Genomic DNA, 15,815 nt, shown 5'->3' on the forward strand with positions numbered 1-15,815 from the left:
TATAATTTTGTGGCACTCTTTCTTTGTAAGGTCTAGATTTTTAGCATATTACTAATCTGCATTCGCATAAATGTGTTCTTCAACAATGCATCCATCTTCCATAGAGACAATGCGGTCTGCAACTTGTTTTGCAAATTGCATATCGTGAGTGATAATGAGCATAGCCATTCCCTCACCACTTAAACTTTTAATGACCTTTGCCACTTCTCCTGTTAAAGCAGGATCAAGTGCTGATGTCGGTTCATCAAAGCACATTAATTCTGGTTTAAGTGCCAACGCACGTCCAATGGCCACACGCTGCTTTTGTCCACCAGATAATTCACATGGATAGCTATCTGCCTTATCCGCTAAGTTTAAAAAAGTAAGAATTTGCATTGCTTCATCCTTAGCCCTTTCAGGTGAATATTTCAGCACACGAATAGGTGCTTCTATTAGATTTTCTAATACATTCTTGTGTGGAAATAAGTTGAATCCTTGGAAAACAAGGCCAATATTACGTCTAATCTCTCTAATTTCCTCTTTAGAAGCATATACACCATCTTTTAATAAATATTTACCACCAATTTGAATACTTCCCGTTTGACATTTTTCTAAGTAATTGACACTTCTTAGAAAAGTAGTTTTACCTCCACCTGAAGCACCTACTACGACAACTACTTCTCCTGGTTTAACATGTAAATTTGCACCTTTTAAAACTTGTGTTTTTCCGTAACTTTTATATAATCCTTCTACCTTTAACATGTCAAATCCTCCTATCTGTAGTAATCGTATTTTTTCTCAATCCATGCCATCACTTTAGTAAGCACGAAAATTAATAATAAGTACATAACTGCTACTATTACTAGTGGTAATAGTGTAGCATCTCTATTCGTTGCTGTTTTTCCTATTTTTAATAAGTCATCAAATCCTACGGCATATACTAAAGCTGTGTCTTTAATCAGATTGATAATTTCATTTCCAACTGGTGGAATAACACGTTTTAAAGCTTGTGGCAGAATGATTCTAAAGAATGTATCTACTTTAGATAATCCTAAAACTTCAGCACCTTCATATTGCCCTTCATCTATAGAATTAATTCCTGCTCTAAAAATTTCAGCAAAGTAAGCACCATAGTTTAAAGTAAATGCCAATATAACAGAAGGTAAGCGTGGAATTTTGATTCCTATGATTGGAAAACCAAAGAAAATAAATATGATTTGAAGTAAAAGAGGTGTTCCTCTCATAATCAATGTGTAGCACTCCGTAATCTTACTAATAATCGTGCTTTTAGATAAACGACATACTGCTACTAATATCCCTAATGGAATAGATAATACTAAAGTTAATAAAAATACTTGTAATGTGACACCCAGTCCATCCATAATCTGTGGCATCATCATTTTAGTGTATTCAAAGATGCCTAGAATACTACTTATGAATGCTGCGATTTTTTGAAACGCTGCAACTATTATGTCCACGCTAATTTCCTCCTCTTTTTTGTTACCAATGACATTACTCACAGGCCGCTTATTGAGCCTATTGTGTGATGTCTTCACCAAACCATTTCTCTGAGATTTCAGCCATTGTACCATCTTCTTTAAGTTCTTTATATGTGTTATTAAGTGCTTCTACTAATTCTGTATCGCCTTTTTTCATACCTACACCATATTCTTCTTCTCCGAAGTTTTCTGTAAGTATTTTAAATTTGCCTTCGCCTTTTTTACTTATGTAATAGTTAACTAAAACTTCATCAGCTACTACAGCTTCTAAACGTCCTGCTTCTAGATCCATTAAAGCATCATTGTTATTTTCATAAGTTACAACTTTGCCATCTTTAAATGTTTCCATGACCTCTGGCTGATCTTCTACTGCTTCTACAGCTGTTGATCCGGCTTGTGCTCCTACCACTTTACCTGCTAAATCTGCCTTTGTGTTAATCGCTGAATCAGCTAAAGTAATGATGATTTGTTGATTTTTTAAATATGGCACACTAAAGTCAACTTGTACTTTTCTTTCATCATTGATGCTATAGCCATTCCAGATAAAATCAATATTACCAGCATCTAATTCTGCTTCTTTCATAGTCCAATCGATTGTTTGGAATTCAATTTCTTTGCCAATCTTTTCCCCAAAAGCTTTTGCAAAATCAACATCAAATCCTACGATGTCCCCATTTTCATCTCTATAACCCATTGGAGGAAAATTGTCATCAAGTCCTACAACAAGTACGTCTTTATTTAAAGCTGTTGCTTCACTATCACTTGCATTTGCTACACTATCTTCACAACCTACCATACCAAATGCCATACTGCTTACCATAGAAAATACAATCATATATTTACATAACTTTCTTAATTTCATTTACTTTCCTCCTATTTAAATATTTTCACTAATTACTTATCATTTTAGCGTGCTAAAGCGATAAAGTCAATCATTTTTTTTACGCTACTTCAATCTTATTCAACTATTTTTCTGTATATGTATCAATATTTACAAGTCTGAATTATGCAATTTTTCTATCTTTAAACATATCACTTTTCTGTTAAATAAAAAAGACTTATGTAATAAAATCATTACATAAGTCTTTTTTATTTTTTAACTAAGCTACATAAAATTAACTCTATTTATTTTTCTTGACAAACACTACTTTAAGGTAGTTCCCTTCTTTAAAGCTCTCAATTGTTTTAAAGTCTTTTGGTAAACTATATTCTTCTAAAATTGTATAACGATGCCCCATTTGTTTAAAAGCTGTATTAATGAAAGTTTTAAACTTCTTCATATTAAAGGCACTACAGTTTGTAGAAGCTACGATTGTTCCACCATCTTCTGTAATAGCGATAGCTTCTTTTAAAAGATTTGTGTAATCTTTAGAAGCACTAAAAGTGAACTTCTTTGAACGTGCAAAACTTGGTGGATCTAAAATGACCATATCAAACTTAAGTTCTTTTTTAACTGCATATTTAAAGTATTTGAATACATCTTCTACAATGATATCTTGTTTTGTATAATCAATATCATTTACACTAAATTGTTCTCTTGTTTTGCTTAAGCTACGATTTGCAAGATCCACACTAGTAGTTTTGCTTGCCCCGCCTGCTGCTGCAAACACTGAGAATCCACCTGTGTATGAAAATGTATTAAGCACTGTTTTACCTTTTGCATAGTAATCACGGATGCGTTTTCTTACATCTCTTTGATCTAAGAAAATACCAACCATAGCGCCATCATCTAAGTAAATCGCAAATTGTTGTCTGCTTTCTTTAACGATAAGTGGCCACTCAGGCACTTCACCCATGACATAGTCATGGTCTTCAATGTATTTTCCTTCATTATCAAATCTTTTCTTTTGATAAATCCCTCTTACATCTGCTACTTCAAGTAAAGCATTAATGACTTCATCTTTGAAACTATAAATTCCTTCACTATACCAAGTTACAAGATAATATCCTGCAAAGTAATCTATCGTTAAGCCGCCAACTCCATCACCTTCTCCATTAAATACACGGAAGGCTGTTGTTTCAGTGCTTTCATATAAATCTTTACGATAGTTCATAGCTGCTTTAATCTTCTTAGCAAAGAAGCTTTGATCGATTTTTTCATTTTCTTTATAACTTAATACCCAGCCATAACCTTTGTTTTGTTTCCCGTAGTAACCTTTTGCTATGAATTTATTTTTTTCATCGAATAAATTTACAATGACATCTTCTTTTTTTAACACTTCAATATTAGCAATTGCATCTTTAGCAATTAACGGATAACCTTGTCTAATTTCTCTTGCAAATGCTGGCTTAATCTTAAGCTTTATTTCCTGTCTCATATTTTCATCCTTTATATTTAATATAGTATCTATTAATTAAGTATTTTCCTTCTTTAAAATGAAGTATTCTTATCTCTTAAATTTAGGCCTTTTCATTTTATAAATTGAGATATGCTCCTTATCTAAATTTATTATATCATATATTCCTAAAATCATATTAGCCTACAATACTTAACGCCTATTTTTAATACTATCTTATAAATTTCTTATTAATCCAGCTTTTGTTTTATCCTCTATTAATTCTACGTTCAAGTTCTTCCCATTTACGGTCTCTTAACTGTGTAATGGTTTGAATATCTTCATCTGTTAAATGTTTAAATCGTGCTTGTTTTTTAAGATACATCTCGATACTTGAAAAGTTCTTCACAGGTTTATTTAAGGTATACTCATCATTTTCATATTCTGCTAAATACCATAAACCACATTCTATAGCTTCTCTAGCAATGGCGATTGTATCACTGCTGGCAATACCCCAGCCCGTTGGACAAGGCGCAGCCACATGAATATATGCTGCTCCTTTTACTTTACTAGCTTTTTCTACCTTACGAATATAATCAGGAATATTTCCAATACTTGCTGTAGCTGCATATTTGATTTTATGTGCAGCAATAATATCAAACATATCCTTCTTTACATTTTGACTTCCATGAATATGTTCTCCTGCTGGTGAAGTCGTTGTCTTGGTGCCATAAGGTGTTAGAGAACTTTGTTGAATTCCTGTGTTCATATAGGCTTCATTGTCATAACAAATATAAATAATATTATCATCTCGATCGATGGCACCTGATAAAGCTTGAAGTCCAATATCCGCCGTTCCACCATCTCCTGCAAATCCTACTACATTTACATCATCGAATCCCAATGCTTTAGCTGCTACTGCTACGCCAGAAAGCATTGCACCTGTACTTGCAAAAGGCGAAATGAGTGCATTCACACCAAAGCAAAGCTGAGGATAAACAAAGCCAACAGCTGACATACATCCAGCCGGTACAACTACAAAAGTATTTTCACCTAATGTTTTAAGCGCTAAACGTACAGCTAAAGAACCTCCGCATCCTGCACAGCCTTTATGTCCATAAAAATATTCTTTTTCATCTAATGCTACTGCCATGTCTATCCCTCCAATCCTATATATTTCACACGCTCAGCATAACTTGGGTGAATATCTTTTTTAATAATCTCTTCTAAGTCTTTAAAAATCTGTACGACTTCTTCTTTCTTGATATCTTTACCTCCAAACCCTCCAATGTAATTTGTTAATTTTGTATTGATGCCATAAGTGGCAGAAACTACATTTGTAAATACGGTACCTTCTGCACCGAAAGAAATATCCTTTTCTAGTACAGAGCCTGCTTTTGCGTCTTTTAAAACAGCTGCAATTTCATCTCCAGGGAATGGTCTCATATAACGAATTTTAAGTAATCCTACTTTTTCTCCCTGCTCTCTTAATTCATCTACCACATCTCTTACTAATCCTGTAATACTACCTAATGTCACAATAATGCGCTCTGCATCTTCACATTTATAAGCTTCGATTAAACCACCATATTTTCTACCTGTAATTTCTCCATAAGTTTGATCTATAGTTTCAATGACCTCTTTAGCTTTTAACATAGCTTGTTGCTGTTCATATTTGAAACCTAAATTATGTTGTGGAGAAGCAGTGAAAAATAAATTTTTAGGTGCTTTTAAATCCATCTTATGTTTTAAATTAAATGGTGGTAAAAATTCTGTAACCTGCTCCTGACTAGGAACTTCCACGCTTTGATAAGTATGAGTTAGCACAAAACCATCTAAATTCACCATAACTGGTGTTAAAACTTCTGGATGTTCTGCTAAAGCATAAGCCGCTAAAGTCATATCTAAACTTTCTTGGGCATCTTCCACATAAACTTGAATCCATCCACTATCTAACAAAGAAAGTGAGTCCCTCTGGTCACCAAATATATTCCAAGGTAGAGCTACACTTCTATTAGCATTCATCATCACAAGTGGCACACGCCCACCACTGGCATAATGTAAAACTTCAGCCATATAAAGTAATCCTTGAGAAGAAGTCGCTGTAAAAGTTCTGGCACCCATCACACTTGCCCCCATTACAGCTGATAAGGCTGAATGCTCTGATTCTACATACATATATTCTGCATTAAGTTCACCTTTTTCCACCATTTCAGCTAAACGTTCAACAACGATAGTTTGTGGTGTAATAGGATAGGCAGCAACAACTAATGGCTGCGCTAATTTCACACCAATTGCTACAGCTTCATCTCCTGAAACAAATTGATATTCCTTTTGATTTTCTGATGTATTAGTCATTGTCATTCGCCCCCCTCTAATATAAGTTCAATGCAGCCTTTCTTACATTCCTTCTGACAGATGCCACAACCTTTACAAAATCTATAATCAATCTTCATCTCATTTCCTTCTTTATAAATAACCCCTTCAGGACAGACCATATAGCACCAATTACAATGAATACACTGCTCATTATGAATAACAGGTCTCTCACTTCTCCACCCTTCCATTGTTTCAGTAAGTAACATAGCCTGCCCATAAGTACCACAAGGTAATTCCTTACTACTTTTAATTTTAAAATCCTTATTTACCTCTGGTCTGTTCATTTATTTTCCTCCTCCCTCTAAACTATCATTGCTTTCAAAATATGTGATGAGTGCCTCATTTTTTTGTGCAATTTTAGTTGCCAAATCATAATGTATTGCAGCCTTTAAATTCTCTAATGTCACTAACCCACTTTTTACAACCAATGCTGCTAACATAGTTGTATTCATAATCGGTCTTCCTAGATATTGACGTGCCACAGGTTCTGCATCAAAAGTAATAATCTTTTCATTAATACTGCCATCTTCTAATACCTTATATTTTTCAGGTATTGCTGTATTAAGTAATAACTTGCCGTCTTCTTTAAGTCGTTCAAGTAAGTTAGGTGTGTATAAACTCTCATCTAATACAACAAAATAATCTGCCTTTACACTTTGACTTCTATCACGAATAGGCACATCGTTAATTTTCGTATAAGCAAATACAGGTGCACCTCTTCTTTCAGGCCCGAAGCTTGGAAAACTTAAACTATGTTTCTTACCATATAAACTTGCTGCAATCCCTAATATTCGAGAAGAGGTGAAGGCACCTTGCCCACCTCTTCCTAAAAATATAACATCTATCATGATTTATGCCCCTTCTCTTAAATCTACTAAACGTTTTGCCTTATGAGTTGCTCTTGGTAATTCTCCATCTTCTAATATGATGACGTCTTTAGGTTTAACGCCTAATTTCATTTTGATTTCGTAAATCACTTGTTCTCTTAATTGTGCTTTTTCAATATCTACACCTTCACGTCTTTCTACTTCTACTGTGAATTTAGTAATATGTCTATCTTCCACAATGTTTACACGATATTCACCTGTTAGAGTATCAAACTTACGAATTACGTGTTCAATGTCACTTGGGAATACATTTACACCACCAGCTATAAACATATCATCAATACGACCAACAACTTTGATACGTTTTAAAGTACGACCGCATGCACATTTCTCGTTAGTATAAGTTACAATATCCCCTGTTCTAAAGCGAATCATTGGCCTTACTTCTTTACGAAGTGTTGTAAGGAGCATTTCTCCTCTTTCTCCTTCTTTAACAGGTAATCCTGTTTCTTGATCTACAACTTCAACTAAAACTTGATCTTCGGCAATGTGAATACCATCATGTTCTTCACATTGTGCACCACAAGCTCCAAATATATCTGAAATACCATAGAAGTCAAATACTTCTGCATCCCAAAGTTCTTCAATCGCTTGTCTTGTAGCTGGAATAGATCCTCCAGGCTCACCAGCTACAATGATACGATTAATAGCTAAATCTGTGGCTGGATTAATACCTTTTTGTTTAGCCGCTTCTCCTAAATACCATGCATAAGATGGTGTAGTCCAAATAACTGTTGGTTGATATTGCTGAATAATAAATAATAGACGTTCTGCTGGAAGTGTACCACCCCAAATACATAAGGCCCCAAGATTTTGTGCACCTATTACATCAGGTCCTCCTACGAAAAGTGAGAAATTTAAAGCATGAATATAACGGTCATTTGGTCTCATACCAGCTTGCCAGAAAAGCCTACTTTCTATATTTTGAAATTCATCAAAATCTCTTTTACTAAATGGACTTGCTGTAGGCGCCCCAGTTGAACCACTTGAAGATGAAATAAATACTACATCTTTTTCTGATCTCACACATAAGTCTCCAATGATAGGTACTGCATCTTGTCTTTCACGTACATCATGTTTTGTTAAAATAGGGAATTTAAGAAGATCCTCTAATGATTGTAAATCATCTGGTGTGACACCTGCCTCCTCAAATCTTTTTCTATAATAAGGTGAGTGCTCATAAGCCTCTGTAATTTGCACTTTAAGTTGTTCAAGTTGATAAGCTTCTAATTCTTCTCTTGGTATAGTTTCTATTTCTTCATTCCAATATTTTTTACTCATAAAAATCCCTCCAATTAATAAAGTCAGTATTTTTTAGGAATAAACGAAAAAACTGCTTTCTTGATAAGAAAGCAGTCTTAAATATCGGCTATGCTTTCTCATCTTTCAAATCATCTATGAACCCCATAAATAATTTGTAGGAATTAGCACCTTTGAATTATATGTCTATAATTCTGGTTGCTGGGCTTCTTAGGGCCAGTCCCTCAGCCTCTCTAGATAAGAAATAGTTTATTCATTTTTAATTCCTAGTTCTTTTATATGTTTAGAAGTATATATTTATTATTCCGAATTGTCAATACATTTCCCACTATTTTTATATGTTTTATATATTTTATATATTTAAAAAAGTCATACACCTAGTTTAGATGTATGACTCCTCGATTACGCACTTTTACTAATAGAAACTGTAAATAGTTTTTCCAATAAAGTTAACGCCCCTGTATAACCTACATAAGTTCTATTAATTACAACTTCATAGGATGTTGGAAAGGCTACTTCAACCACATATCCATTTAAATCTTTTGCAGTATCTCTCTCCCAAGTAGACCCTAATATAATAGGTGGCTTATGTCCATAGTCTTCTTCTTTTAATACTTTACCTACAATATAACCGTCTTCTACGAATTCTACCTTCGCCGAAACGTCTTCTGCTAATTTTTCATATTCCTTAGCAATTGCTTCTCTATACTTTTCTGGTGCATTATCTGTAATAATTTGTGTCTTAGGAATTAAACCTAATTGATTAACCAAAAACTTATTAATAGCTAAATTATATGTACTATCACTAACTACTGCATAAGTTGCTGGCAGCCCCCACCAATATTCAGAATAGAAATCCGTAAATTGTTCTAGATAATAATAGTATTCTTTTTCTTCTTTTTTAATAAACTCTTCTGCTTCATTATTATCAATTGCTGCGAATTCTACTACTTCTCTAATAAAACGAGCAACTTCCTTTGCACCTATTGGTAATACTGGAATATGTAAATAAGGTTGGTTATATTTTTTCTTTAGATGCTCAGCTGTCTTTAATCCTAACCAAGGCGATAACACTAAGTTAAATTGTGCATTTGGAATAGTAAGCCATTCCTTAACACCTTCTGAACCTTGGCCAAATAATATATTCACTTTAAATCCTGCACCCTCCAATATACGTTTAATCTCCTTTAAGTCTCCTCGCCACATTGGATTTTGATAAGGTAATTCAGTCCATACATTAATAAGCCCTTTTTCTTTGTTATCTTTGTTTTTAGCAAACTTATCTACATATTGATCAATAATAGCTTGCGTAATTAATTCATGACCTACAAAGTTATTCCCTTTAAATCCTCCTGTATCTGCAAACACAATAGGTATATCTTGCTTTTGAAATTTAGAAACTACAGAACCTATATCATCTCCAACTAATTCCCCTATACAGCCATTTAATACAACATATAAATCTGCATCCATTACTTTCAGTGTAGATTTTATAAGTCCTTCTAATTTTTTTGAACCACCAAATACAACCTCATTTTCAGTAGCATTTACACTTGGTGTAACAGCACCTCCTGCGTAGCCACCTCCTTGAAATCCATTGTAAAATCCTATACTCATAAACTGTTTATCCACACATCCTGGTCCACAATGCGTAATAGGCATTGCTCCTGGAATTGCTACTATGCTATGTAACGCCCCTAATGCACATCCATATCTTATTTGATTAATTGAATTTGTTTGTCCATTATGATCTTTTTTTACTGCCATCACTCTGTCCCCCCATTTTTAAAGTCTTCTAAATAATCTTCTATTAACTCAGGATGTTTTGCTAATATATATGGATCATCTTGATCTAACCACCATTTTTTATATGGTAATTTCACATGTTCCTTAATGTCTTGATGGAATTTTTTATGTGCTATAACCTCTAATATTGTTTCTCCTAAATTAATTATACCTTGATATCCTATAGCAATATGCTCATCTCCAAGTGGAGCTGCCGGGATACCTAATTTAGATGCTAATGGTGCTAATCCATTGTGTCTAATAAGTAAGAAGTCCGGTGGTGTCTGTTTTAAAAATGTGTAGAGTTGATATTGTTGTCTATTACTTATATTAAAGGATTTTACATCTCCATAATGTTCTACTAAATGTCCTAAAGAATCTTCTCTAGGATCTCCACTATCATATACAGGGTCATGATGGAAAGCTAATGAACTCTCTACTTCAATTCCCAATTCTCTTAACACCTGAATAAGCCCATGGGCATAAGCTGATCCTGTTGCTACATATCCTTTTAATCCTGCCAATTTCTTTTTCAATTCTTCAATTCTAGGTTTTACGCGTTCATGCTCTTTTTTAATATATTTCTCTGCTAATTCTTCTCTATGTGTTACCCTTCCAATTTCTCTTAACCACTCATCTGTACCATGGAATCCATAAGGCATTGGTGCCTTAACTTCAGGTACACCAAATGATTCTTCTAATCCTGCTGCCATATATGATGATAATGTATAACAGAATCCTACTGTTGCAGCCGCTTCAGAAAGTTGTGCTAAATCATCTACTGATGCTAAATCTACTACATAATTAACTCTCAGATTAAGCTCTGCTAACATTGGTGTAAAGACATCTGAACCCCATAAATTAATTACATTAACTAAATCTTCTTGTTTCTTAGGATTACGTTTTACAATTTGTCGTAATATCCCATGTTGTGTAGCATCAAATCCTGTGCTCCAGTGTTTAGAGCGAAATCCTTCACACATTAATGGAATAACTGGAATACCTAATTCATCTTCCTTCTCTACCGCCACACTCTCAATATCTTCACCAATAATCCCAGTCGCACAAGAAGTTCCAATAAATATTGCCTGTGGTTTATATCTTTCCCATGCATCATCTATAGATTGTTTTAACTTCTTTAATGCACCAAATACCATATCACTTTCTTGTAAGTTTGTATTAATAATCCTAATGTTTTCAACCTGATGATTTCTCATAGCAAGACCATTTCTATAAATAGAATTGTAAGGTACCTGTCCTGCCCCACATCCTATAGGCGCATGTTGAATAAGTACTGCATTTCTTACATTCCCAGCCTGACATTCTACCATTTGTTCACTACAAACTGATCCTTGTGAAAATGGTCCTTTTAGCTCACAAAGCTTACAACCATTTCCCCTACAACCTCGTTTTTCCCCTTGTCCTCTTAATGCATAACCAGATTGCTTATTAAGTTCTTCTGCATTTCCTTGCCATGCAATAATTGTTCCTAACCGCTGTTCACGGCTTTGTACTGCTGTAATATCTAAATTCACTTTTTTTGCCATATATCTTTTTCCCCTTTATTAGTTATTAGCCATGTGAAATTTTTTCTACTACTTCCTTACCATCCACATTCCTCCCTAAATTTTATTTTTAAATCAAAAGTTATCCGCACTATATAAAACAAAACCTCCCTTACTAAGAAGAGAGGTTTTAAATTTTATACTTAACCTTATCTCTAGGATACTTTTCATTTGATTTATCTCATTGTATTCCTATAGATTTACTAAGTCAATATTTTCAGTTTTTTTAGACTTATAGCCTTTTCTTATCACTAGTGATTACAACATAAAAGGTTACATTCACTTTGTAACCTTTGCGCACTTTCAATTACCCTATTTCCATTTTTCTGTATACCAATCTGGCTTTTGAAAACTACTAAATGCGTAATCACTACTTTCTATAACATCTTTAAAATCTTCAGACTCTACGACTTCTACAATGTCTTTTACAAACTGGCTATCTAAATCTTTAGTTTGTACTGCAATTACATTTTTCATTTCTTCTGCCAGCACTTCTTTATAAATAGCTGAATCTAAATCAATACCTGCTGATAAAGCATAGTTACCTGGTATAGCTGCTAAATCTGAGCTTTGTAATGTTCTAGGAAGCTGAGCTGCTTCTACTGGTGTAATCACTAAATTCAAAGGATTATCCTTTACATTTTTCTCACTAAAGCTTGTAACATCTGTCGTTTCATCGATGGTTAATAGACCTGCATTTTGTGCTTCTTTTAAGGCACGTCTTAAATTAGTAACATCATTAGGTACTGTAAGACTTGCTCCTTCTGGTATATTAGAAATATCTGTGTATTTATCTGAATAAATCCCAAGCCCCGCTGTTGGTATATTAATTAAATTACTAAGTTCTAAATTATGTTCCGTCTTGAAATTCTCAAGATACACACTATGTTGGAACATATTGGCATCTACTTCTCCCTTACCTAATGCTAAATTAGGTTGGACATAATCACTAAATTCAATGATATCCACTTTGTAACCCTTTTCCTCTAATCCTGGTTTAATAGCATATTGGATCATATCCCCATAAGGACCAGGGCAAGTCCCAAACTTAATAGTATCTTTTGCTCTCACCTCATTTACTGATGCAGCTACATCTTTTACATCCTCACCACTTGCATTCTGTGAACCGCATCCTGTTAATATTCCAAATCCTACTACTGCTAATAAACTTAACTTATAAATTAAACTTTTTCTCATAATCTTTCCTCCCTAAATCTATCTATTTTTTTATAACCCATATTCATACTAACTTCTATTTCTTAGTTACACTCACAGCTGCTTTTTCTCCTATAACTTGAATGAGTTGTACTACTACAACTAATATGACCACTGTAATAATTAATACATCTGTTTGATAACGTTGATAACCGTAGCGAATCGCTAAGTCTCCAATTCCTCCGCCACCAACAGTTCCTGCCATTGATGAATAACCTATAATGCTAATAAGCGTTACTGTAATCGCCCTAATAATTCCTGGTAATGCTTCTACTAAAAGAACATCCACTACAATGTCTTTTAAACTTGCTCCCATTGCTAATGATGCTTCAATTACACCTTTATCTATTTCAGAAAAGGCACCTTCTACAAGCCTTGCCAAAAAGGCTATAGCTGCTACTGTTAATGGAACTGTTACTGCAGTAGCTCCTATGGTTGTGCCTAATATAAGATTTGTTAAAGGATAAAGTAAAACTAATAAAATAATAAATGGAATTGAACGAATTACATTTATTATTAATCCAGAAACAGCATTTATTGCCTTATTAGGATATAAAAGTGGCGATGCTGTAATGTATAAAACAAGTCCTAGAAATGTTCCTACTACTATTGCAATCAGCATTGATATACTTACCATTAAACTTGTTTCCTTTGTTGCGCTCCATAATGCTTCAACTAATTCATTTATACTCATGCTACTTCACTCCCCTTTTCTCTAATAACTTCTATTCCTTCAGTATTTGCCTTAATATATTCTAGTGCTTTATCTATCTGATGTGCTTCTCCTATAATACTTACAACTAATACTCCTATTGGTTTTTCTGTAATGTATTCAATACGCCCATGTAAAATATTTAAGACTACTTCATATTTTTTATTAGCATAAGCAACAATAGGTTCAACACTCCTATTTCCTTTATAAGTAAGTTTAATAATCTTACCTTGTGTTTTAGATATAATCTTATCTGGGATATCTATTTGAGTTTCTACCAATTTTTTTGTCAATTCTGCCTGTGGGTTTGCAAATACTTCATAAGTTGTCCCATGTTCAATGATTTCTCCTTCACTCATAACTGCTACTTTTGTAAATAAGTTTTTTGCCACTTCCATTTGATGAGTAATGAAAACAATCGTAATCCCCAGTGAGCTATTAATTTGCTTTAAGATATCTACAATTTCTACAGTTGTCTGTGCATCAAGTGCAGATGTTGCTTCGTCGCAGAGTAAGATTTTAGGATTAGTGGCTAATGCTCTTGCAATCCCTACACGTTGCTTTTGCCCACCACTTAAACTTGCAGGATAAGCATTTAGCTTATCCTTTAATCCCACAAGTTCAAGTAACTCTTCAACACGAGCTTTACGCTTTTCCTTAGGATATTCTTGTATTTTAAGCGCAAGCTCTATATTTTGTCCTACTGTTTTTCTAGACACTAAATTGAAGTGTTGAAAAATCATACCTACTTTTTTTCTAAGTTCTCTAATCTGACTATTATTTAATTGTGTTATATCTTCATTATCCACAAAAATATGTCCCTGTGTTGGCTGTTGTAATCCATTAATTGTACGTACTAATGTACTTTTCCCAGCGCCACTGCCTCCTACAATTCCATAAATATCCCCTGCTTCTATATGAAGTGAAACATCTTTAACTGCTACAAATTCTCCATTCTTTTGTTTAAAAGCTACTTTTACATTTTCAAATTTAATCATAGCCTTTCCCCTTTCTCTTAAAAATGTTTTCTAATATGCTGTAATTTTTCTAATGCTTTTTCTAATGTTTGTGGCTTCTTAGCATAGTGGAGACGAATATATTGATTCACGTCTTCTTTGAAGAAACTAGATCCTGGAACCCCTGCTACACCTACTTCTTTTATAAGTTTTTCTGCAAACTCATTATCAGAAGCTATACCAAATTCACTAATGTCTACCATAACATAATACGCACCTTCTGGTTTAAAATAACGAAGTCCTATTTGATCTAATCCATTTAAGAAAAGTTCTCTTTTCTCAGTGTACATCCTAGTTAATTCATTATAATAATCATCACCAAACTTAAGTCCTACAATAGCTGCTCTTTGAAGTGGTGCTGCTGCACCTACTGTTAAGAAGTCATGTACCTTCTTACATTGATTGATAATTTCTTTTGGTGCAATAACATACCCAAGTCGCCAGCCAGTAATAGAATATGTCTTTGAAAGTGAACTACATGAGATAGTACGCTCAAACATTTCAGGTAATGATGCAAAATAAGTATGTTTATGTGGTGCATAAACAATATGTTCATATACTTCATCTGTAATGACATACGCATCATATTTTTCAACGATTTTAGCAATATCTAAAAGTTCTTCCCTAGTAAAAACTTTACCTATTGGATTAGAAGGATTACAAAGCACTAATGCTTTTGCACCTGCTTTAAAAGCATCTTCTAAAGCTTCTCTATCAAAATCAAAAGTAGGTGGTTTTAATGGAATATAAATTGGCTGTGCTCCACAAAGAATAGTATCTGCTGCATAATTCTCATAAAATGGTGAGAAAATAGCCACCTTATCTCCTCTTTCACAAATAGACATCATGGCTGTCATCATTGCTTCTGTACTACCACAAGTAACTACTATATTTTCATTAGGATCTAACTTCAATCCCATGAAACGTTCTTGTTTTTCCGCTAAAGCCTCTCTAAAATCTTGTGCCCCCCAAGTAATAGCATATTGGTGTGGTCCCTCAATTGCTGCACGTTGTAATTCTTCAAGAATTTCTGGAGGTGGGGCAAAATCAGGGAACCCTTGTGATAAGTTAATGGCACCATATTGATTTGAAATACGTGTCATCTTTCTAATTGTTGATTCTTGAAATCCATCTAATCTATGACTTAACTCTAACATTTTATTTTCTCCTCCTTATATATCAATGCATCAAAAGAAATTACTATTTGTATCGAAAAAGCTACTTTCTTAAGGTAAGAAAGTA

Annotated in this window: 15 protein-coding genes and 1 riboswitch; all 15 genes read right to left on the bottom strand. The window is 33.9% G+C overall.

The window, feature by feature from the left end:
• Positions 1 to 51: 51 nt before the first annotated feature.
• Complete coding sequence (locus tag JCM14822_RS02265) at positions 52 to 741, bottom strand: amino acid ABC transporter ATP-binding protein (RefSeq protein WP_054739270.1); 690 nt, start codon at positions 739 to 741, stop codon at positions 52 to 54.
• Between the two features lie 11 nt (positions 742 to 752).
• Entirely contained in the window at positions 753 to 1,457 is a 705-nt protein-coding gene (locus JCM14822_RS02270; RefSeq protein ID WP_330377246.1) for an amino acid ABC transporter permease, read from the bottom strand.
• Positions 1,458 to 1,515: 58 nt separating this feature from the next.
• A complete protein-coding gene (locus JCM14822_RS02275; RefSeq protein WP_054739271.1) occupies positions 1,516 to 2,340 on the bottom strand; it encodes an amino acid ABC transporter substrate-binding protein in 825 nt (274 codons plus the stop codon).
• Between the two features lie 259 nt (positions 2,341 to 2,599).
• Positions 2,600 to 3,796 carry a class I SAM-dependent rRNA methyltransferase gene (locus tag JCM14822_RS02280; RefSeq protein ID WP_054739272.1) on the bottom strand — a complete coding sequence of 399 codons (1,197 nt, stop codon included), beginning with the start codon at positions 3,794 to 3,796 and terminating at the stop codon, positions 2,600 to 2,602.
• 226 nt (positions 3,797 to 4,022) lie between these two features.
• Entirely contained in the window at positions 4,023 to 4,907 is an 885-nt protein-coding gene (locus JCM14822_RS02285; RefSeq protein ID WP_054739273.1) for a thiamine pyrophosphate-dependent enzyme, read from the bottom strand.
• Positions 4,908 to 4,909: 2 nt separating this feature from the next.
• The gene (porA, locus tag JCM14822_RS02290; RefSeq protein WP_083461222.1) at positions 4,910 to 6,118 is read right to left on the bottom strand and encodes a pyruvate ferredoxin oxidoreductase; all 1,209 of its coding nucleotides are present in this window, start codon (positions 6,116 to 6,118) and stop codon (positions 4,910 to 4,912) included.
• The gene (locus JCM14822_RS02295; RefSeq protein ID WP_054739274.1) at positions 6,115 to 6,417 is read right to left on the bottom strand and encodes a 4Fe-4S binding protein; all 303 of its coding nucleotides are present in this window, start codon (positions 6,415 to 6,417) and stop codon (positions 6,115 to 6,117) included. Before JCM14822_RS02295 ends, porA begins: the two co-directional genes overlap by 4 nt.
• On the bottom strand, positions 6,418 to 6,981 hold the full coding sequence (locus JCM14822_RS02300; protein WP_054739277.1) for a 2-oxoacid:acceptor oxidoreductase family protein: 564 nt from the start codon (positions 6,979 to 6,981) through the stop codon (positions 6,418 to 6,420). It abuts the gene before it with no gap.
• A 3-nt stretch (positions 6,982 to 6,984) separates the two neighbouring features.
• Positions 6,985 to 8,301, bottom strand: coding sequence for a phenylacetate--CoA ligase family protein (locus tag JCM14822_RS02305; protein WP_054739280.1), 1,317 nt, complete (start codon positions 8,299 to 8,301; stop codon positions 6,985 to 6,987).
• Positions 8,302 to 8,396: 95 nt separating this feature from the next.
• Positions 8,397 to 8,524: riboswitch (SAM riboswitch) on the bottom strand.
• 158 nt (positions 8,525 to 8,682) lie between these two features.
• Positions 8,683 to 10,047: a nitrogenase component 1 gene (locus JCM14822_RS02310; protein WP_054739281.1), complete on the bottom strand. Its 1,365-nt coding sequence runs from the start codon at positions 10,045 to 10,047 to the stop codon at positions 8,683 to 8,685.
• Positions 10,047 to 11,612, bottom strand: a complete 1,566-nt coding sequence (locus JCM14822_RS02315) for a nitrogenase component 1 (RefSeq protein WP_054739282.1) — start codon at positions 11,610 to 11,612, stop codon at positions 10,047 to 10,049. Before JCM14822_RS02315 ends, JCM14822_RS02310 begins: the two co-directional genes overlap by 1 nt.
• A gap of 330 nt (positions 11,613 to 11,942) precedes the next feature.
• A complete protein-coding gene (locus JCM14822_RS02320) occupies positions 11,943 to 12,827 on the bottom strand; it encodes a MetQ/NlpA family ABC transporter substrate-binding protein (RefSeq protein WP_054739283.1) in 885 nt (294 codons plus the stop codon).
• Between the two features lie 55 nt (positions 12,828 to 12,882).
• Positions 12,883 to 13,539 carry a methionine ABC transporter permease gene (locus JCM14822_RS02325; RefSeq protein WP_054739284.1) on the bottom strand — a complete coding sequence of 219 codons (657 nt, stop codon included), beginning with the start codon at positions 13,537 to 13,539 and terminating at the stop codon, positions 12,883 to 12,885.
• Entirely contained in the window at positions 13,536 to 14,555 is a 1,020-nt protein-coding gene (locus JCM14822_RS02330) for a methionine ABC transporter ATP-binding protein (protein ID WP_054739285.1), read from the bottom strand. The genes JCM14822_RS02325 and JCM14822_RS02330 overlap by 4 nt, the downstream gene beginning before the upstream one ends.
• A gap of 17 nt (positions 14,556 to 14,572) precedes the next feature.
• Positions 14,573 to 15,730 carry a pyridoxal phosphate-dependent aminotransferase gene (locus JCM14822_RS02335; RefSeq protein WP_054739287.1) on the bottom strand — a complete coding sequence of 386 codons (1,158 nt, stop codon included), beginning with the start codon at positions 15,728 to 15,730 and terminating at the stop codon, positions 14,573 to 14,575.
• Between the last annotated feature and the right edge of the window lie 85 nt (positions 15,731 to 15,815).

It is taken from the genome of Cellulosilyticum ruminicola JCM 14822, from assembly GCF_001311925.1.
Taxonomy (GTDB): domain Bacteria; phylum Bacillota; class Clostridia; order Lachnospirales; family Cellulosilyticaceae; genus Cellulosilyticum; species Cellulosilyticum ruminicola.

Excerpts from the sequence above, each read along its gene's own strand:
- JCM14822_RS02265 (WP_054739270.1), bottom strand. The coding sequence starts at position 741 with ATGTTAAAGGTAGAAGGATTATATAAAAGTTACGGAAAAACACAAGTT.
- JCM14822_RS02275 (WP_054739271.1), bottom strand. The coding sequence starts at position 2,340 with ATGAAATTAAGAAAGTTATGTAAATATATGATTGTATTTTCTATGGTA.
- JCM14822_RS02280 (WP_054739272.1), bottom strand. The coding sequence starts at position 3,796 with ATGAGACAGGAAATAAAGCTTAAGATTAAGCCAGCATTTGCAAGAGAA.
- JCM14822_RS02285 (WP_054739273.1), bottom strand. The coding sequence starts at position 4,907 with ATGGCAGTAGCATTAGATGAAAAAGAATATTTTTATGGACATAAAGGC.
- porA (WP_083461222.1), bottom strand. The coding sequence starts at position 6,118 with ATGACAATGACTAATACATCAGAAAATCAAAAGGAATATCAATTTGTT.
- JCM14822_RS02295 (WP_054739274.1), bottom strand. The coding sequence starts at position 6,417 with ATGAACAGACCAGAGGTAAATAAGGATTTTAAAATTAAAAGTAGTAAG.
- JCM14822_RS02300 (WP_054739277.1), bottom strand. The coding sequence starts at position 6,981 with ATGATAGATGTTATATTTTTAGGAAGAGGTGGGCAAGGTGCCTTCACC.
- JCM14822_RS02305 (WP_054739280.1), bottom strand. The coding sequence starts at position 8,301 with ATGAGTAAAAAATATTGGAATGAAGAAATAGAAACTATACCAAGAGAA.
- JCM14822_RS02310 (WP_054739281.1), bottom strand. The coding sequence starts at position 10,047 with ATGGCAGTAAAAAAAGATCATAATGGACAAACAAATTCAATTAATCAA.
- JCM14822_RS02315 (WP_054739282.1), bottom strand. The coding sequence starts at position 11,612 with ATGGCAAAAAAAGTGAATTTAGATATTACAGCAGTACAAAGCCGTGAA.
- JCM14822_RS02320 (WP_054739283.1), bottom strand. The coding sequence starts at position 12,827 with ATGAGAAAAAGTTTAATTTATAAGTTAAGTTTATTAGCAGTAGTAGGA.
- JCM14822_RS02325 (WP_054739284.1), bottom strand. The coding sequence starts at position 13,539 with ATGAGTATAAATGAATTAGTTGAAGCATTATGGAGCGCAACAAAGGAA.
- JCM14822_RS02330 (WP_054739285.1), bottom strand. The coding sequence starts at position 14,555 with ATGATTAAATTTGAAAATGTAAAAGTAGCTTTTAAACAAAAGAATGGA.
- JCM14822_RS02335 (WP_054739287.1), bottom strand. The coding sequence starts at position 15,730 with ATGTTAGAGTTAAGTCATAGATTAGATGGATTTCAAGAATCAACAATT.